This window comes from Mesorhizobium sp. B2-9-1 (assembly GCF_006439455.1).
In the GTDB taxonomy this organism is placed as follows: Bacteria; Pseudomonadota; Alphaproteobacteria; order Rhizobiales; family Rhizobiaceae; genus Mesorhizobium.
Genome location: NZ_VFTP01000001.1, coordinates 1 through 18,577, shown reverse-complemented (window position 1 = coordinate 18,577; position 18,577 = coordinate 1). Strand labels below are relative to the sequence as shown.

Here is an 18,577-nt window from a genome sequence, read left to right as displayed (position 1 = left end):
CCTCCTCACCTGTACCTTGCCTGGTTCCATTTATGGCCGAGCAGCGACAGGATGATGATCAGCCCGTTGAAGAACTGCACGTAGAAGCCGCTCAGGCCCGCCGCTACCACGCCGGTCTGGATGAATGACACGGTGACCGCGCCGATCGCGCCGCCGACCACCGTGCCGATGCCGCCCCAGGTCGGCGTGCCGCCGACGAATACCGAGGCCAGCACCGGCAGCAGATAGCCGTCGCCCGCCGTCGGCCACCAGGTGAAATTGATCATCACCGAGAAGGTGCCGGCGATCGCCGCGCCGATGCCGACGAAGACGAACACTTTCACCCGAACCCATTTGACGTCGATGCCCATCTGCCTGGCGCTGTCGGGATTGTCGCCGACCACTTTCACCTGCGCACCGAAGCGATGGCGGTTGTAGAGCAGCGCCGAGAAGACGACGAAGGCGATCGCCCAGAAGACCTGAACGGGGATGCCCCAGACCTGGCTGGAGAAGATTTTGTAGGCCGAGCTGTCGGCAAGGCCGGTCAGCGCCGTCGACCTGCCTTCGTTGATGATCTGGATCAGGCCGCGCAGCAGGAAATTCATGCCGAGCGTGGCGATCAGCGACGACAGGCCGCCATAGACGACCAGCGAGCCGACCAGGAAGCCGAGCAGCATGCCGGTGACGAGCGCCGCCGCGATGCCGATAAACGGATCGTAGCCTGCCTGCACGACCAGCGCGAAGACCCAGGAGGCAAAGCCCATTGTCGCGGGAAATGACAGGTCGATCTCGCCGCAGGTGACGACGAAGACCAGCGGCACGACCACGAACAGCGCGACGGGAAGCGTCGTCAGCACGGAGCTGTAGAGATACCACGTGGTGAACACGGTCGGGTTGGCGATCATGAACACCGCCATCATGACGATGAACACGCCGAGCGTGCCGAGCGAGGCGCGGTTGTCGAGGACGAAGCCGCGCAGCCAGTGATTGGACGGATGGCTCCATTCCTTGGCCGGTCCCTTGGCTACCTTGCCGCTTGCCGTTCCCAGAGGAGTTTGCAGATCGGGTTCCATCGCCTTGCTCATTGCGCTCCCTGCTCCGCGTCCTCATGCAGTCCCGGCAATCCGCCGGGGTGTGCCACGTCTTCCATGAAGTTGATGAGGTCTTCTGCCGACTTGACCTCGTTGCGGTCGGCCGCGAGCGCCACCTTGCCGCGGTCGAGGACGACGAAACGATCGGCGATGTCGAAGACATGGTGGATGTTGTGCCCGATGAACAGGATCGAGCGGCCGCTCGCCCGCACCTGGCGCACGAAGTGGAAGACCTTGGCGGTCTCGGTCAGCGACAGCGCCGTCGTCGGCTCGTCGAGGATGATCAGTTCCGCCTGCTTGTAGATGGCGCGGGCGATCGCCACGCCCTGGCGCTCGCCGCCGGAAAGCTGGCCGACGATCGAGTGCGGCGTGAACACTTTCGAGGTGAAGCCGATCTCGCGCATCAGCCGGCTCGCCTCCTCGATCTCCTTGTCGACCTTCAGCCAGCCCATGAAGCTGGTCAGTTCGCGGCCCATGAAGATGTTGCGCACGATCGTCTGCTGCACGGCCAGCGCGCGGTCCTGGAACACCGTCTCGATGCCGGCGTCGCGCGAGCGCGCCGCGCTCCACCCGGTGACCGGCTTGTCGCGCACCAGGATCTCGCCGCTGGTCGGCTTGACCACGCCGGACAGGATCTTGATCAGCGTCGACTTGCCGGCGCCGTTGTCGCCGATAAGGCCGACCACCTCGCCGCGGTCGACGCTGAGGTTGACCCCGCCCAGCGCATAGACCTGGCCGTAGGATTTCTTGATGTCGCGCAGTTCGATGATGCGTTCGCCCATGCGATCCTCGCTTGCAATGTCTGTTCGGCGGCCTCGTCGCCGGCGGTCCAGCCGGCCGGGACAAGCCCGGCCGGCTGCCTGGGAGGTCAGCGCAGCGCCTGCTTGGCGAGCTCTGAGACGATCTCGTAGTTCTGCGGCGTCACGAAACCGGCGCCGGTGTCGACATTCATCGGCGCCAGCCCCAGCACCACCTGCTGGCAGAGGCTGAGAATCGGCAGGTAGCCCTGCAGGAACGGCTGCTGGTCGGCCGTCAGCTGCACCCAGCCGCCCTTGAAGCCCTCGACGATCTGCGGACTGGTGTCGAAGCCGAAGTTGAAGATGTCGCCGGGCTTGCGGCCCGCCGCCTGCATATAGGTGGCGACATTGCCGAGCATCTGGCCGCCGGGATAGCCGACCGCCTTGACGTCGGGGTGGTTGAGCAGCGCCGCGGTGATCACCGGAATGGCGAGGTTGGGATCGGACGCCCATTCGCCGCTCGGCGGCGAGGACAGCTGGATCACCTCGACGCCGGCCTCCTTCAGCGCCGCCACCGTGCCGCGCTCGCGTGCGCCGCGGCTTTCATTCTCGAACGGACCGATCATGATCGCCTTGTCGCCGGCCTTGAGCTTGCCGAGCTTGAACGCCTCGACACCGAGCGCGCGGCCCTGCTGCTCCTGCTGCGCGCCGACATAGCCGCCGCCGAACGCCGCCACCACCTTCGGCACCGGAACGTTCTGGTACATCATCTTGATGCCGTCCTTATGTGCCTGCTCGGCCAAAGGCATGATCGCGGCATCGCCCGGATGGCCCATCATGGCGATGCCCTGCGGCTTGACCGCGACCGCTTCGCGCAATTGCTGCACCATCTTCTCGACGTCCCACTGCGAGAAGATGTAGTCGACCTTCGGCCCGAGGTCGGCCGCCGCTTGCTTGGCGCCATTATAGACGATGGTGCCGAAGGCGTCGCCCTCGGCGCCGCCGACGAAGAAGCGGATGTGTACGTCTTTGCACCATTGCGCGTCGAGCGCGTGCGCCGGCAAGGCAGAGATCGAGGCGCAGAGCGCCGTGGCAGCCGCCACGACGGTCGAGCGCAGAACAGTCCTTCTGGTCGTCATGCACGTTCCTCCCTTTTAGCCCCTCCCGATAGAGGGTTTCGAATTGATCTGCGTCCTCGGTCGGCCGGCTCCTCCCGCCGGCCAATCCACACATCGAATTTGGCCTCAAGCCGGATTGGGCAGGTAGCTGTTCCCTCCCCGGCATTGCTTCAGATAGTCGAGCGCGCGCGCCTGTCCGGTGATCTCGAGGTCGCCGCGATAGACCGGGTCGTGCCAGCCCTCGATGTCGATGGCGCCCTTGTAGCCGGCCAGCCGCAACTCGCTGATCACCCGCGTCCAGTCGCTGTCGCCGAAACCCGGCGTGCGCATCTGCACGAATGGCAGGCGGCCGAACACGCCATGCTCGCGGATGACGTCCCAGCGCACCGTCGCGTCCTTGCCGTGGACGTGGAAGATGCGCGGCGCCCATTTGCGGATCTGCGGCATCGGATCGATCAAATAGACGAGCTGATGGCAGGGTTCCCATTCCAGCCCGAGATTGTCGTCCGGCAGTTCGTTGAACATCAGCTCCCAGGCATCCGGGTTATGCGCGATATTCCAATCGCCGCTCGCCCAGTTGCCGTCCATCGCGCAATTCTCGAAAGCGATGCGCACGCCCTTGTCGGCGGCACGCTTGGCTAGCGGGCCCCACACCTCGCGGAAGCGCGGCAGGCTGTCGGTCAGCTTCTTGCCGCGGATGCGGCCGGTGAAGCCGCTGACCGTCGAAGCGCCGAACAGATGCGCATTGTCGATCACCGTCTCCCAGGCTGCCAGCACACCGCGATCGACCTCTCCATTCTCGAGCGCGTTGCCGAACACACCGATCGAGGACACGGTCACATCGGCGTCGCCGATCGCCTCGCGGATCTCGCCCGCCAGGCGCTTCAGGTCCTTGCCGCCCAGTGTCTGCCAGAAGAAAGGCTGGATGCTCTCGAACCCGAGCGGCAGGATCTGCCTGACATAGGCCGCCGGATCGTCGAGATTGGCCCGCACCATGGTGCCGATCCTGATATCGAGAAGCGGGTTTGCCGTCATTGTGCTTCCTTGGCGATTGTCACGCGCCGCCCGCTCTCCGCGCTCTCGATGGCGCCGAAGACCATGGCCAGGCTTTTGATGTTGTCGGCGCCGCGCGTCTCCGGCTCGACGCCGGTCTCGATCGCGTGCATGAAATCCCGGATGATGCCGACATGGCCGTCGACACGGTCGGCGGGATCGAGCGGCGGCACTGCGATGGGCTGGGTCTTGTCGATGATCCCGTCGCGGCCCGACGCAATCACCTCCGCCTTCAGCCCGTCATGGCCGTCCCACAAAAGGCTGCCGCGCTCGGCGACGATGCGCCAGCTTCCCTCCCAGCTCGTGCGGAAACCATCGGCGCACCAGGAGCCGGCATAGGTGAAGATCTTGCCGCCGCCGAGGTCGAAGACGGCGCTGGCCGACGACCCCTGCCTGTACCAGGAATTCACGGGTTCCCATTCCTGGCAATAGACACTGGCCGGCTCACCGGCGACCATGTAACGCGCGGCATCGAACGTGTGGATCGCCATGTCGAGCAGGAGCACATGGGCCATCTCCTCGCGAAAACCGCCGAAATGCGGCGCGACGAAGAAGTCGGCGTGGATGCTGGTCGGCTTGCCGATGACGCCGGAGTCCAGGAAGCGCCTGATGCGCCTGACATTGGCGACATAGCGGCGGTTCTGGACGACGGCGTGGATGCGCCCCGCGCGGCGCGCTGCCTCGACGATGGCGCGCGCATTGTCGGGACTGTCGGCCAGCGGCTTCTCGGTGAGCAGATGGCAATTGTGCGCGAAGGCCGAAAGCGCGACCTCGCGGCGCGCGGCGGGAACCACGACGTCGAACACGGCATCGGGCTTGGTCTGGTCGAGGACGGCGTCGAGGTTGGTGCCGATGACGGCGTTGGTGAGCGCGTATTCGCGCGCCCTCGCCTGGGCCCGCTCGGCATCGAGGTCGACGACGCCGACAACGGCGAGCTCGTCGATCTGCTTCACGGCATCGAGCCAGTGCTTGCTCATCGCTCCGCACCCGGCCAGGACGACCTTCATCATCCAGCGCTCCTCCTCCGCCGGTCCCTCCAGACCGGATGTCACGGCGTCCACGGCGTCACCGTAAACGTTTTTCCGTAAACGTTTACGAGAACACACCCGATGGCGTAGAATGTCAACCGGCTGCTTGCAAAAATCGTCCCGAAGCCTTGGCCTGAGCGGCAGCCGGTGCTAGCCAAGGCAGGGGGAGAATCCGTCCTTGGCGTCCAGCATCCACGATCTCGCGCGTCACCTGAACATCTCGATCGGCACCGTGTCGCGGGCGCTGAACGGCCGTGCCGACGTCAATGCCGACACACGCCAGCGTGTGCTCGAAGCAGCCAGGAAGCTGAACTATTCGCCCAATCAATCAGGCCGCAGCCTGCGCCAGGGCGCCACCCGCTCGATCGCCTTCATGCTGCAGCCGCATCCCGGCGACCAGCAATATGGCGAGCCGTTCTTCATCCCGTTCCTGACCGGCCTGCAGGCGCGGCTCGCCGAGCATGACCTGGATTTGATGGTCGTCATGGGTGAGCCGGGCCAATATCAGCAGGAGCGGTTGCGCCGCGTGGTCGAGACGCGCCGGGCCGACGCGGTCGTGTTGGCCAATACGCGAAGGGAAGACGATCGGATCGACTATCTCAGCAAGGCCGGCTTTCCCTTCGCCACGCTTGGCCGAAGTCAGTCCGGCGGCGACACGTATCCTTCACTCGATATCGATTTCGAGAGGGCGGGTGATGAAGCCGTCGACCGGCTGGTCGCGCGCGGCCACCGCCGCATTGCCGCCATCCGCCCTTCGCTTGATCTCAACTTCGGCTACCTGTTCCTCGACGGCTACCGCAAGGCGCTGAAGCGGCACGGTATCGAGGTCGACCCCAACCTGATCGCCGATGGCTTCATCAACGAGACCGGCGGCTACCAGGTGACGCCGCAAGTAATGCGCTCCAAAAACCCGCCGACGGCGATCATCTTCAACAATGACGCGATGGCGCTCGGCGGCTGCAAGGCGCTGGCCGAGATGGGTATCAAGCCGGGCCATGACATGGCCGTGATCGTCATCGTCGACACGCCGCTCTGCCGCTACTTCTCGCCGACGCTGACCGCCTTCCGTCCGTCGCTGGAGCCCATGGGCCGGCGGCTGGCCGAGATGCTGCTCGCTTCGCTTCCCGCCTTCGCCGGCCCCGAAGGCACGCGCATCATCCACGAGGTTTGGCCGCTGGAACTGATTGCAAGAGAGAGCGATTGAGCGGAGGCGCTTTCCCTTCTCCCCTTGTGGGACAAGGTGTCGCCGAAGGCGACGGATGAGGGGTGCTCCAGAAGACACCAGCGTTTCACTCCGCTGGAACACCCCTCATCCGTCTCGGCGCTACGCGCCGATCCACCTTCTCTCACAAGGGGAGAAGGAAACTGTCACGCAACCATCACGTTCACGTCCTAGACCGCTCGACGGGAACCGGCTCGCCGCATCGCCGATGCGCGTTCCTTCCAGGCCGCTCTGCTCGTCAAGAAGGGGATATCGATGAAACATCTCAACCGAACCGTCGCGCTCGGCGCGGCACTTGTCCTGTTTACCGCCATGACGCCGGCGCTCGCCGACGGCGTCGCTTACGTCAACAAGGGACTCATCGGCATCGGCCGCATCCCGGCCAACCAGAAGGACAAGTTCGGCGAGACCTTCGGTTCAGGTTCGGGCATGGCGATCGACACCAAATCCTGGACGCGTGAAGGGGCCACCTACAAGGGTTCGCTCTGGCTGCTGCCGGACCGCGGCTACAATGTCGTCGGCACCACTGACTATCGCCCGCGCCTCAACACCATCTCGATCGAGCTGGCCCCGACCGCTCCTGGCGCGGCACCCGCCGCCGGACAGGAACAGTCGGGCGTCAAGGCGACGCTCGCCGACACGATGCTTCTGACCGACGACAAGGGCGCCGACGCCACCGGCCTCGATCCGTCGAACGGCGTGCGCGCCGCCGCTGGCGACATGCCGATCCTGCCTGAGGCCAATGGCAAGCTGGCGCTGGACGACGAAGCGATCGTGCGGCTGCCGGACGGCACGATGTTCATCTCAGACGAATATGGTCCCAATATCTACCGCTTCTCGGCCGAAGGCCGTCTGATGTCGGCGACGCAACCGCCCGCGGCGCTGGTGCCGATGCGCCACGGCAAGCCGAACTTCGCGTCCGACAACCCGGGCCCGGGCGCTGCCGAGCCCGATCCGAAGGATCCCGAAACCGGTCGCCAGAACAACCAGGGCCTAGAAGGCATGTCGATGACGCCGGACGGCAGGTTCCTGATCGCCGTGCTGCAGTCGGCGCCCCGCCAGGACGGCGGCGATTCCGGCTCGACCCGCCAGAACACCCGCGCGCTGGTTTACGACGCTTCCGATCTCGCCCATCTCAAGCTGGCGCATGAATATGTCGTGCCGCTGCCGGTGTTCACGGACGCCAAGGGCAAGACCAAGGTGGCCGCTCAGAGCGAGATCGTCGCGCTCTCCGACAAGAGCTTCCTGATGCTGGCGCGCGACTCAGGCAACGGTCAGGGCGTCAAGGGCGATGAATCGCTCTACCGCAAGATCGAGATCGTCGACCTCTCCGCCGCCACCGATATCGCCAACGGCCCGTTCGACGCCGCCGACAAGCCGGTCGCGCCGAAAGGCATGCTCGATGCGTCGGTGACGCCGGCGAAGCTGACGCCGTTTATCGACATCAACGACAAGGGCGAGCTCGGCCGTTTCGGCCTGCACAATGGCGCGCCGAACGACAAGAACAACCTCTCGGAGAAGTGGGAGGCGATGTCGCTGGCGCCGGTGCTCGATCCGAAGCTGCCCGACGACTATTTCCTGTTCGTCGCCAACGACAATGACTTCCTCACCCAGGACGGCTTCCAGGTCGGCGCTGCGTACAAAGCCGAGGACGGCGCCGATGTCGACACCACCTTCCTGGTCTATCAGGTCACACTCCCCGGCCTTTCTGGAAACACCACTCAGTAATGGGATAGGATCGGCTGCCGCGGCAGCCGACGCCTTTTCTGAAGGGATGCATGAACATCAGGCCTGCGATAGCATCGCGGGCCTGATTCAGTTTCGGCCTCACCACCATGGGTGACAACATGGATGACAAACAGACCACCCGGCGGCGGACCGGCGACCTGACCAGCGGCCCCATTCCGCGCACGCTGCTGTTGTTCGCACTGCCGGTGCTGGGCTCCAACGTGTTGCAGTCGCTCAACGGCTCGATCAACGCGGTCTGGGTCGGCCGCTTCCTCGGCGAGGCGGCGCTGACGGCGACCTCCAACGCCAATCTGGTGCTGTTCCTCATTCTCGGCACCGTCTTCGGCATCGGCATGGCGGCGACCATTCTGGTGGCGCAATCGGTCGGCGCCCGCGACCTGCCCGAGGCGAAGCGCATCGTCGGTACCAGCGCCACCTTCTTCTTTCTCGTCTCGGTCGTGTTCGCCGTCTGCGGCTGGATCTGGGTCGACGTCATCCTGACCGGACTCGGCACGCCGGCCGATGCCTTGCCTTTGGCGCGCGCCTATTTACGCATCATCTTCATCGCCGTGCCGATGATGAACCTTTTGTCCTTCGTCATGACCGTGCTGCGCGGCGCCGGCGATTCGCGCACGCCGTTCGTCTTCATGGCGCTGGCGGTCGTGCTCGACGTCGTGCTCAATCCACTGCTGATCCGCGGCATCGGCCCCTTCCCCGAACTCGGCATTGCCGGTTCGGCAATGTCGACGCTTGTTGGCCAGACGGTGAGCGTGATCGCCATCCTGATCGTGCTTTATGTGCGCAAACATCCGCTGCGGCTGGCGGGCAGCGATCTCGCGCTGCTGCGGCCCGACCCGACATTGCTGCGCATCGTCGTCTCCAAGGGCATTCCGATGGGCCTGCAGATGATCGTCATCTCGGCGGCGGCGTTGACCGTGATGGGCATCGTCAATTCCTACGGCTCCCAGGTCGCAGCCGCCTACGGCATCGCAGCGCAGCTCTGGACCTATATCCAGATGCCGGCTCTGGCGATCGGCGCCGCGGTCTCCTCGATGGCGGCGCAGAATGTCGGCGCCGGGCGCTGGGACCGCATCGGGAGGGTCGCGGCATCGGGCGTCGGCTTCAACCTGGTGCTGACCGGCGCGCTGGTGGCGCTGCTTTTCGTCTTCGACCGCGCGGTGCTCAGCCTCTTCCTCAGCACCGACAGCGCCGCGATCGACATCGCCGCCCACATCAACAAGGTGGCGTCCTGGTCGTTCATCCTGTTCGGCGTCACGATCGTGCTGTTCGCCACGGTGCGCGCCACCGGCGCTGTCATGCCGCCGCTGATCATCCTGATCATCTCGGTGTTGATCATTCGCACCGGCTTTGCCTATTCCATGCGCAGCGTCATCGGCCAGGAGGCGCTGTGGTGGAGCTTTCCGGCGGGTTCGATCGCCTCGCTGGCGCTCGCCGCCGCCTATTACCGCTTCGGCCGCTGGCGCACGATGCACATGATCGAGGACCGGCCGGCGGCCGGCGAGCCGCCCGACACCGGCCTCGGCGTGCCGCGCCAGCGCGCGCAGCTCCTGTCGGAGACGCCGAACGGCTAAAATCCGCGACGACAGGAAAACGTGAAAATCCGCTACCGCGCGTATTTGGCGCCGAAGCCAAGCGCCACCAGCGAGAAGACGACGATCATGCCGGCAAAGGCCAGGCTTGCGATGGTTGCGTTCGCCAGGCTCGACAGGATGCCGATACCGATCACCGGCAGCGCGTTGCCGCAGAAGCAACAGATGAAGAAGGCCGAGACCACCTCGGCGCGGCGGTCGGCGGGCGCGATCTGATTCACCACTTGCAGGCCACCGCGATAGCCGAGCGCCGCCGCCACGCCGCAGACCGCCGTCGCAACGATCATCAGGACCATCGAGGCATAGACCTGCGCCGCCACGATCAGCGCCACGGTCGGGATCATCAGCACCAGCGCGGCAAGCATGGTGGAACGGCTGGAGAGCCATGTGGTCCCGACGATGGTGATGGCCGCCACGATCGACAGCTCGAAGAAAAGCCCGCCGGCTTCGGCATGATTGATCACATGCAGCTGCTGCGCCAGGATGCTCGGCGCCAGCGCCGCGTAGAAGCCGACCAGCGCCATGGCGCCGAAGCCGGTCACCGCCGGCGCCACGAACTGCGCGCGGATATCGTCGGGAACCGAAAGCCTCGGCCGCAGCGAGACCTCGGAGAACCGTCCGGGCCTGGAGACGGTTTCCTGCGTGCGCCAGATCAGCAGGGTCACCAGCGCAAGCAGGACGAGATAGACGGCGAATGTCAGCCTGAGCGGCCAGGGCGCATATTGGGCGAGCAGCCCCGACATGAGCGCGCCGGCCCCGAGACCGACAAAATTGGTGCTGGTGGCAATGACGGCGGCGCGTGACTTGTCCTTGCCTTCGATCAGCTCGGCCAGCCAGGCGGTGCCCGCCCCCGCGCCGACACCGATGCCGAGCCCGCTGAGAATGCGGGCGATGTCGAGCCAGGCGAGGTTTTCGGCGAACAGGAAAAATAACGCACTGACCACGGCAACGCCCATCGCCGCTAGCGCGGCGGGGCGGCGGCCGACGACATCCGACAGGCGGCCGAAAAACAGCAACGCCGCCAGATTGCCGACCACATAGACAGCATAGACCAGCGTCAGCGTGACCTGCGAGAAGCCGAAGGCCTGCTTGTAGATCACGTAAAGCGGCGTCAGCGCGGTGCTGCCGGCAAAAAGCGCAGCGATCATGGCGGCGACGACGGCCATTGCGGCGCCGCCGCCAAGCTCATTGTCACGCGTCATGGTTTGAGCGTAGCTGGTCATGGCAGCCTCCGGGGGTTGCAAGCACAACGCCTGTATAATGGCGCTGTTCCAGCCACCGAACGTCCTCCTGACAATCCTGACAGGATGGTCTTGTGCGAAATCCTCGCGTAGCTTTTGTCGGCCGACGAGGAGGAACCATGGGCAAGGGACGGGTCGAGGCATTCACCGATGGCGTCGTCGCCATCATCATCACCATCATGGTGCTGGAGCTGAAAGTGCCGCATGGCGAGGATTTCTCAGCGCTTCTGCCGCTGTGGCCGGTCTTCTTCTGCTATGTGCTGTCCTTCATCAATGTCGGCATCTACTGGAACAACCTGCACAACATGTTCCACACCGTGCAGCGCGTCGATGGACGCGTGCTGTGGGCTAACCTGAACCTTTTGTTCTGGCTGTCGCTGATGCCGGTGACCACCGCGTTCATGGGAGAGAACCACTTCGCGCCCGTACCGGTCGCCGTCTATGGCATCGACCTCGCGCTTTGCGCCGTCGCCTACACCATCCTGGTCCTCAAGCTGCGCCATCTGCACGGCGCCGACACGACCTTCGCCAAGGCCGTCGGCCGTGACAACAAAGGCAAGATCTCGCTGGCGCTCTACATCGCCGCCGTCCTGCTCAGCTTCCTCAACCAGTGGATCAGCGTGGCGATCTATGTGGTTGTGGCTGCCATCTGGTTCGTGCCGGACAAGCGCTTCGAACGGTTGGTCGAGAAATAACGCTTACTTCCGCATGGTTTTCAGCTTTTCTGCCGCGGAGGCAGCAAGGTCGGCATAGCGCTCCTCCAGCCTCTCGGCCGCCTTGATGATCGGAAAGTCATGGCCGAATTTTTCCAGCGCCAGCCTTAGCTTCTCGGCGAAATCCGCCTGCTTCTCCAGCGCCGCAAACAGCGTCTTCACCTGCGTCTCGCTGATGTCGGGATTGGCGAGCATCTTCGGCACCTCGCGGCTCATCTGGTCGCCGTTGACGGTTTGCTCCTTCAGGATTCCGATCCAGTCGGTCAAATGCCGAACTCCTTTTTGGGACAACATGCGCGGCGAGCGCTGCGATGGTCAACCCGTTGCGGCTCTTGCCGTCAACCCGTTGCGGCTTTTGCCGTCAATGATGGGACCAACCGGCCTTGCCTCGGCTGCGCCCGGCGTTAAGTTCGGCCCGACCCGAACAAGGATGGAACTCATGACCAGCGACGCCCAGATCCAGACCGCCCTGCCCGCCTTCGCCTCCGGCAATGTCGCCGTGATCACCGGCGGCGCCAGCGGCATCGGCCTTGCAGCCGCAAAACGGTTCGCGGCAATGGGCATGAAGGTGGTGCTTGCCGACATCGGCGGCATGCGCCTCGACCAGGCGAAGCAGGCGGTCGCCGCGATCGGCGGCGAGGATGCCATCCTCCCAATCCCGACCGATGTCTCAAGGGCGGAAGAGGTCGACCGGCTGGCGGACCTCGCTTACGGCGCCTTCGGTGCGGTGTCGGTGTTGATGAACAATGCCGGCGTCGGCAACAATCCGGGCAAGCCGTGGGAAAACCGCGACGCCTGGAAGCGGCTGCTGGACATCAATTTCTGGGGCGTCGTGCATGGCGTCGAAGCCTTCGCGCCGCGCATGCTCGCCGCCGGAAACCCGGGCCTGATCATCAACACCGGGTCCAAGCAGGGCATCACCACGCCGCCCGGCAACCTCGCCTACAACGTCTCCAAGGCCGGCGTGAAGACTTTTACCGAAGGGCTGGCGCATGCGCTGCGCAACGAGCCGGGAGCCAAGGTGTCGGCGCATCTGCTGATCCCGGGCTTCACCTATACTGGCCTGACCGAAGGCGCGACGGAAAAGCCCGCCGGCGCCTGGACCGGCGAGCAGGTGATCGACTTCATGCTGACATCGCTGTTGGACGACGACTTCTACATCCTGTGCCCCGACAACGAGGTGGCACGGTCGACGGATGAAAAACGCATGGCCTGGGCGATCGGCGACATCATCGAGAACCGCCCTGCCTTGTCGCGCTGGCATCCCGACCACAAGGACGCCTTCGCGGCCTTCATGTACCGCTGACAGTCCGGTCACGCGGCGGCTTTCTTCTTGGAGCCGCTCTTGCCCCCGACGGCTTTCTTTGCAGCCGTCTGGGCGATCTTGCGATTGCCCTTGGTGCCGTTCTTTTCGGCCACGGCCTTGTTGGCCGCCGCTTCGGCGATTTTGCGGTCGTGCCGCTTTGCCGCCGCCTCGCATTTGGCGCGTATTTCCTCGACCTCGGTCTCCGTCAGGTGCTCGATGCCGATGAAACGGTTGTGGGCGCGGCTGACGCGGATCAGCTCGTCGAGCTTAGCCTGGATCGCGGCGCCGTCGCGGTTCTGCGTGTTCTGGATCAGGAACACCATCAGGAAGGTGACAATGGTGGTGCCGGTGTTGATGACCAGCTGCCAAGTATCCGAAAACCCGAAGATCGGCCCACTCAACGCCCATATAACCACGATCAGCACACAGACGGCAAAGGTGGGCGGCAGACCCGCTAGATGGGCCACATGGTTGGCTATCCTCGTAAAAACCTTCTCGATCATGCAATTCCCTGGACCGTGGATGCTCAGGCATTTGCGAAGAAACAAGCTGCCGCCTTCTCCGGTTCCCGAGGATTGAATTTTCGCCTTCGCAGCCGCAATCGCATACACGCAGAAAGCGCAGGCGCGCGAAGAAACACCTTATCCGATTGTGCGTCATAGTGCGGTTGCAGGCCGAAAGCCTGTTCCTTCCGCTTCACGGCGGTTTACCTCCAGCCCCTTCCGCTGCGCCACCCCCGCATGGCGGAAGGGGCATTTGATTCCCGGAAGGGGACCGGTCGGATAGCGCCGGTCATGTGCTCGACGGCGTTCTGCCCGCGTCAGTGAGCGTTTCTTCCCAACGATCGAGAAAGGCTTCGATCGGCATGGCCTGCATGTCGGGGATTGCGCTCGCCAGTTTCTCGGGCGCCCAGTCCCACCAGGCGAGGGCTTCAATGCGCGCCGCGACAGTGGCCGAGAACCGCCGGCGCAGCGGCTTTGCCGGAACGCCTGCGACGATCGTGTAGGGCGCGACGTCGTGTGTCACCACCGCATTGGCGCCGATGATCGCGCCGTTGCCGATCGCGACACCCGGCATGATCACCGCGCCGTGTCCGATCCAGACATCATGGTCGATTCTGACCGATTTTGCTTGCCGCCGCGCGCGAAAAGCCGTGTCGACGCCCAGCCAGCGAAAATACTCGTTCGGCCGGTAGCTGACCTTGTGCTGCGTCAGCCGCTCGATCGGATGCTCGAGCGCGTTGATGCGGCTGTTCGCGGCGATCGAGCAGAACTTGCCGATCGTCGTATAGATCGCCTCGCAATGGCGTTCGAAATAGGAAAAATCGCCGACGCTCACCTCGCGCAGGATCACCCGCTCGCCGATCGAGGCATAGCGGCCGAGCTTGCATGCCTTCAGCTCCGCGGTCGGATGGATGCGCGGCTCGGGATCCTTGAGGACGAGATTTTCAGGACGATCCATGAGGGGGCTTTACGCCGGCGGGGACGGCCCCGCAAGCGCGGCCTGTCCCGGCAAGGCCTGTTGGAAGCTATTGCGGCTTGCCCTTGGTCCACACCACGTTCTGGCCGTAAAGCGGCACGGTCGTGACCGACATCTTCGCCGAGCCGTTCTGCACCTGGCGCGAATGCGACAGATAGATCAGCGTCTCGTTCTTCTTGTCGTAGATGCGGTTCACCACCTGCTGTTTCCAGATCAGGCTGAGGCCCTGCTTGAACACCTCCTCGCCGCTCTCGCCCATGTCGATGTCGCCGATGGTGATCGGCCCGGTCTGGCGGCAGGAGATCGACGAATCGGAAGGATCCTCGAACCAGTTGCCCTTATGCAGCCGGTCGATGATGCTGCGGTCGAAATAGGCGACATGGCAGGTGACGCCGTCGACCTTCGGGTCCTTGATCGCGTCGACCATGATGTCGTTGCCGACCCAGTCGACACCCACTTTACCCACTTCGTCAGCCATGGCCGCGCCGGCGCTCAGGGCAAGACAGGCGGCGAACAAGCCGATCAATTTTCGCAAGGAAGCCTCCTCGGTTCACGTTTGCCGATGTCAGGTGGGACAGGATCGTGGCGTTTGCAAGCCGATCGGCCCGCCCGGCCGCTTGCGGCAACGCGACATCTTTGCGCGCCCGGCGCCGACCCGCTAAGACTGTCGCCTAACTGGCTTCCAGCCAAAGCAACGGACATTCACTGATGATGCGCTCAATCCTGGTCGGCATTCTTGTCCTGATGGCGGCGGGCGTCGGCTGGCTGACATTCGACTGGTACCGGGGCCACTATGGCGGCGAGCCCTTCGGCGCGCCTTTCACGCTGGTCGACCAGAAAGGCGCGCCGATCACCGAAGCCGCCTTCAGGGGACACCCCAGCGTCGTGTTCTTCGGCTTCACCCATTGCCCTGAAGTCTGCCCGACGACACTGTTTGAGCTCGCCGGCTGGCTGAAGACGATGGGCGACAGCGGCAAGGACCTCAACGCCTATTTCGTCACCGTCGATCCCGAACGCGACACGCCGGAGACGATGAACACCTATGTCAGCAACTTCTCCGACCGCATCACCGGCATCACCGGCGATCCGGACAAGGTGCACGCCATGGCCAAGGCCTTCGGTATCTATTGGAAGAAGGTCGACACCGGAGACGGCGACTACACGATGGACCACACGGCCTCGGTGCTGCTGCTCAACGCCAAGGGCGATTTCGCCGGCACCATCGCCTATGGCGAGAGCGCCGACACCGCGATAGCCAAGCTGAAGCGGCTGGCTGCGGGTGGGCAGACCTGATGGGCCAGACTAGGCTCCACTTCACCGCCAACAAGCTCGAGGCCGACCGCATCTTTGCCGCACTGGACGCCGCCTTCGAGGAGGACGGCCTGCCGATCGCCGTGCTGGAGCTCGACGAGGAAAAAGATATCCACGAAGTGTCGCTCTATGCCGATGGCGACGTCGATCCCGTCGAGGTCCGGGTCAAGGATATCCTCGCCGGTCTCGGCCTGCCGAACGCGATCGAGCGCGAGGTCCTTCCCGACGTGGACTGGGTGTCGCGCTCGCTGGAAGGCCTGAAGCCGGTCCGCGCCGGACGCTTCTTCGTCCACGGCTCGCACGACCGGGCCAAGCGTCGCAGTGGCGACCTCGCCATCGAGATCGAGGCGGGCCTTGCCTTCGGTACCGGCCATCACGGCACCACCGCCGGCTGCCTCGAAGTGTTGGAGCAGGTGGTGCTGCGCGAGCGGCCGCGCAATGCGCTCGACCTCGGCACCGGCAGCGCGGTGCTTGCGATTGCTGTGGCCAAGCTCGCGCATATCCCGGTGCTGGCGACCGATATCGATCCGGTCGCCGTCCGCGTCGCCGCCGCCAATGCCCGCCTCAACCACGCCAAGGCGCTGGTCGAGACGGTGACGGCGCCCGGCTTCCATCATCCGATCTTCGCCAGGCGCGCGCCTTTCGACCTCATCGTCGCCAACATCCTGGCCCGGCCGCTGATGCGGCTCGCGCCCGAAATGGCCAAGCACATCGGCCTCGGTGGCTCGCTGGTGCTCTCCGGCATCCTCGACCGGCAGCGCGACGCGGTGATCTCGGCCTATGTCGGCCAAGCCTTCCGCCACGTGCGCACCTTGCATCGCGAGGGCTGGGTGACCATCCATCTCAAGCGCTGAGGCCGGGTTGCATCCAGCCGATCTGGCCCTGCCGAAATCGATTCCGATTTCCGGGGTCATGCGCTACGCTCGCAACAAGTATCGAAGAGAGGCCAATAATGTTCCAGACCTTTGATTCCGCTGGTGATCCTGCCGTCGGTAAGCCGCGTGTGGCGCTGCTGCGGCAATGGCTGGCTGAGAATGGTTTGGATGGCTTCCTTGTTCCCCGCGCGGACGAGCACCAGGGCGAATATGTCGCCGACCGCTCGGCGCGGCTGAAGTGGCTGACCGGTTTTTCGGGTTCGGCCGGCGTCGCGATCGTGCTGCGCGACCGCGCCTTCATCTTCGTCGACGGCCGCTACACGCTGCAGGTGCGGGGCGAGGTCGATCTTTCGATCTTCACCGTCGAAAGCCTCATCGACAATCCGCCGGCCAGCTGGATCAAGGACAATCTCGGCAAGGGCGCAAGGCTCGGCTTCGACCCCTGGCTGCACACGATCGGCGAGATCAAGGCGCTGAAGGCATCGGCGGAGCAATCCGGCGCGACCTTGGTGCCGCTCGACAGGAATCCCATCGACATCATCTGGACGGATCAGCCGGAACCGCCCCGCGCGGCTGTCGAGATCCATCCGCAAAACCTTGCCGGCGAGCTCGCCAAGGACAAGCTCAAGCGGCTGGCAGGCGCGATCGAAAAGGAAGGCGCCACCCATGCGGTGCTGACCGATCCGTCCTCTATCGCCTGGGCCTTCAACATCCGTGGCGGCGACGTGCCGCATACGCCGCTGGCGCTCGGCTTCGCCATCCTCGCCGCCGACGGCAAGCATCAGCTGTTCATGGACCAGCGCAAATTCCCGCGCCAGGTCGCGGCCTATCTCACCCAGCTTGCCGATCCGCATGACCCGGGCGAGTTCGAAGCCGCGATCATCGAGCTCGCCAAGGGTGGCGCGAAAATCGCGCTCGATCCGGTGCTGGCGGCGGAGAAGCTCCGCCTGCTGGTCGAGGACAATGGCGGCACGGTCGTCCTGGCGGCCGACCCGGCGCGTATTCCGCGCGCGACCAAGAACCAGGCCGAGATCGCCGGCAGCCGCGCCGCGCATCGCCGCGACGGCGCCGCGGTCGCCAGGCTGCTGTGCTGGCTCGACCGCCAGAAGCCCGGCACGCTGGACGAAATCGCCGTCGTCACCAAGCTTGAGGAAGTGCGCCGGCAGACCGGCGAGGAAACGCAGATGCCGCTGCGCGACGTCTCCTTCGACACGATTTCCGGCGCCGGCCCAAACGGCGCGATCATGCATTACCGCGTCTCGCGCGCCACCAGCCGCAAGCTTGAGAGCGGCGAGCTGTTCCTGCTCGATTCCGGCGGTCAGTATCAGGACGGAACCACCGACATCACCCGCACCGTGCCGATCGGCCAGCCGAGCGAGGAGATGCGCGAGCACTTCACCCTCGTGCTGAAGGGCATGATCGGCATCTCGACGCTGCGTTTCCCCGCCGGCACGCGCGGTTCGGAGATCGATGCCGTTGCCCGCGTGGCGCTGTGGAAGCATGGCTGCGACTTCGCCCACGGTACCGGCCACGGCGTCGGCTCCTACCTCGCCGTGCATGAAGGGCCGCAGCGCATCGCCCGCACCGGCACAGAAAAGCTGCTGGCCGGCATGATGCTATCCAACGAACCGGGCTACTACAAGGAAGGCGCCTACGGCATCCGCATCGAGAACCTGATCCTGGTCACGCCGGCGGAGCAGATCGAAGGCGGCGACATCGCCATGCACGGCTTCGAGACGCTGACGCTGGCGCCGATCGACAAGCGGCTCATCCGCACCGACCTGCTGCATCGGGACGAGCTGCAGTGGCTCGACCGCTATCACGCCCGGGTGCTGGCCGAGATCGGCCCGATGGTCGACGGCGAAACGCTGGCCTGGCTGGAGAAGGCCACCGCGCCGCTGCCCCACGACGCCAAGATCTGAGACTGGCTTCTTTCTCCCCGTTCACGCTCGCTATGCACACATCTTGTGCGACTGGCGTGACTGATCGGGCCGAGGCTTGATTGCCACGTGGTTCCCCCAATCCGTCGCTGCTTCGCAGCGCCACCTTTCCCCCTCCGGAGGGAAAGGAAGGGAGCGTTGCTGGA

At 64.8% G+C, this 18,577-nt stretch carries 18 protein-coding genes; 8 read left to right on the top strand and 10 right to left on the bottom strand.

Annotation, left to right across the window (positions count from 1 at the left end; translation table 11 throughout):
- Positions 1-5 precede the first annotated feature (5 nt).
- From FJW05_RS00095 to FJW05_RS00075, 5 genes are all read right to left on the bottom strand, one after another.
- Positions 6-1,064 carry an ABC transporter permease gene (locus FJW05_RS00095; RefSeq protein ID WP_140626840.1) on the bottom strand — a complete coding sequence of 353 codons (1,059 nt, stop codon included), beginning with the start codon at positions 1,062-1,064 and terminating at the stop codon, positions 6-8.
- The gene (locus FJW05_RS00090) at positions 1,061-1,852 is read right to left on the bottom strand and encodes an ATP-binding cassette domain-containing protein (protein WP_140543322.1); all 792 of its coding nucleotides are present in this window, start codon (positions 1,850-1,852) and stop codon (positions 1,061-1,063) included. Before FJW05_RS00090 ends, FJW05_RS00095 begins: the two co-directional genes overlap by 4 nt.
- An 86-nt stretch (positions 1,853-1,938) precedes the next feature.
- Complete coding sequence (locus FJW05_RS00085) at positions 1,939-2,946, bottom strand: substrate-binding domain-containing protein (RefSeq protein WP_140626838.1); 1,008 nt, start codon at positions 2,944-2,946, stop codon at positions 1,939-1,941.
- Positions 2,947-3,051: 105 nt separating this feature from the next.
- The gene (locus FJW05_RS00080) at positions 3,052-3,960 is read right to left on the bottom strand and encodes a sugar phosphate isomerase/epimerase (protein ID WP_140626837.1); all 909 of its coding nucleotides are present in this window, start codon (positions 3,958-3,960) and stop codon (positions 3,052-3,054) included.
- Positions 3,957-4,988, bottom strand: coding sequence for a Gfo/Idh/MocA family oxidoreductase (locus FJW05_RS00075; RefSeq protein ID WP_140543319.1), 1,032 nt, complete (start codon positions 4,986-4,988; stop codon positions 3,957-3,959). The genes FJW05_RS00080 and FJW05_RS00075 overlap by 4 nt, the downstream gene beginning before the upstream one ends.
- 196 nt (positions 4,989-5,184) lie before the next feature.
- On the opposite strand from FJW05_RS00075, the gene FJW05_RS00070 reads away from it, so the two are divergent.
- The 3 genes from FJW05_RS00070 to FJW05_RS00055 all read left to right on the top strand — a co-directional run bounded on the left by FJW05_RS00070 (position 5,185) and on the right by FJW05_RS00055 (position 9,548).
- Positions 5,185-6,210, top strand: a complete 1,026-nt coding sequence (locus FJW05_RS00070) for a LacI family DNA-binding transcriptional regulator (RefSeq protein ID WP_140626835.1) — start codon at positions 5,185-5,187, stop codon at positions 6,208-6,210.
- Between the two features lie 273 nt (positions 6,211-6,483).
- Positions 6,484-7,956, top strand: coding sequence for an esterase-like activity of phytase family protein (locus FJW05_RS00060; RefSeq protein WP_140626830.1), 1,473 nt, complete (start codon positions 6,484-6,486; stop codon positions 7,954-7,956).
- Between the two features lie 119 nt (positions 7,957-8,075).
- Complete coding sequence (locus tag FJW05_RS00055) at positions 8,076-9,548, top strand: MATE family efflux transporter (protein WP_140626829.1); 1,473 nt, start codon at positions 8,076-8,078, stop codon at positions 9,546-9,548.
- A 32-nt stretch (positions 9,549-9,580) separates the two neighbouring features.
- Here the strand turns inward: FJW05_RS00055 and FJW05_RS00050 are convergent, their stop codons facing one another.
- Positions 9,581-10,951 (bottom strand): MFS transporter, encoded by a 1,371-nt coding sequence (locus FJW05_RS00050; RefSeq protein ID WP_246673147.1) that lies wholly within the window; start codon positions 10,949-10,951, stop codon positions 9,581-9,583.
- Between FJW05_RS00050 and FJW05_RS00045 the strand changes: the two genes are divergently transcribed.
- Positions 10,927-11,502 (top strand): TMEM175 family protein, encoded by a 576-nt coding sequence (locus FJW05_RS00045; protein WP_140626827.1) that lies wholly within the window; start codon positions 10,927-10,929, stop codon positions 11,500-11,502. The two genes, FJW05_RS00050 and FJW05_RS00045, sit on opposite strands and share 25 nt — an antisense overlap.
- 3 nt (positions 11,503-11,505) lie before the next feature.
- On the opposite strand, the gene FJW05_RS00040 is transcribed toward FJW05_RS00045, so the two are convergent.
- A complete protein-coding gene (locus FJW05_RS00040; protein ID WP_140626825.1) occupies positions 11,506-11,787 on the bottom strand; it encodes a hypothetical protein in 282 nt (93 codons plus the stop codon).
- Between the two features lie 172 nt (positions 11,788-11,959).
- Between FJW05_RS00040 and FJW05_RS00035 the strand changes: the two genes are divergently transcribed.
- Positions 11,960-12,826: an SDR family NAD(P)-dependent oxidoreductase gene (locus FJW05_RS00035; RefSeq protein ID WP_140543314.1), complete on the top strand. Its 867-nt coding sequence runs from the start codon at positions 11,960-11,962 to the stop codon at positions 12,824-12,826.
- An 8-nt stretch (positions 12,827-12,834) separates the two neighbouring features.
- Here FJW05_RS00035 and FJW05_RS00030 read toward each other — a convergent pair whose 3' ends face one another.
- From FJW05_RS00030 to FJW05_RS00020, 3 genes are all read right to left on the bottom strand, one after another.
- Positions 12,835-13,329: a low affinity iron permease family protein gene (locus tag FJW05_RS00030; protein ID WP_181164811.1), complete on the bottom strand. Its 495-nt coding sequence runs from the start codon at positions 13,327-13,329 to the stop codon at positions 12,835-12,837.
- 289 nt (positions 13,330-13,618) lie between these two features.
- Complete coding sequence (locus FJW05_RS00025; RefSeq protein ID WP_140626823.1) at positions 13,619-14,287, bottom strand: DapH/DapD/GlmU-related protein; 669 nt, start codon at positions 14,285-14,287, stop codon at positions 13,619-13,621.
- Between the two features lie 67 nt (positions 14,288-14,354).
- On the bottom strand, positions 14,355-14,783 hold the full coding sequence (locus FJW05_RS00020) for a CreA family protein (RefSeq protein ID WP_246673195.1): 429 nt from the start codon (positions 14,781-14,783) through the stop codon (positions 14,355-14,357).
- Positions 14,784-15,013: 230 nt separating this feature from the next.
- Here FJW05_RS00020 and FJW05_RS00015 point away from each other — a divergent pair, with 230 nt between their 5' ends.
- The 3 genes from FJW05_RS00015 to FJW05_RS00005 all read left to right on the top strand — a co-directional run bounded on the left by FJW05_RS00015 (position 15,014) and on the right by FJW05_RS00005 (position 18,413).
- A complete protein-coding gene (locus FJW05_RS00015; RefSeq protein WP_140626818.1) occupies positions 15,014-15,598 on the top strand; it encodes an SCO family protein in 585 nt (194 codons plus the stop codon).
- The gene (locus FJW05_RS00010; protein ID WP_140626816.1) at positions 15,598-16,470 is read left to right on the top strand and encodes a 50S ribosomal protein L11 methyltransferase; all 873 of its coding nucleotides are present in this window, start codon (positions 15,598-15,600) and stop codon (positions 16,468-16,470) included. The genes FJW05_RS00015 and FJW05_RS00010 overlap by 1 nt, the downstream gene beginning before the upstream one ends.
- A gap of 98 nt (positions 16,471-16,568) precedes the next feature.
- Entirely contained in the window at positions 16,569-18,413 is a 1,845-nt protein-coding gene (locus tag FJW05_RS00005) for an aminopeptidase P family protein (RefSeq protein WP_140626814.1), read from the top strand.
- Positions 18,414-18,577 lie beyond the last annotated feature (164 nt).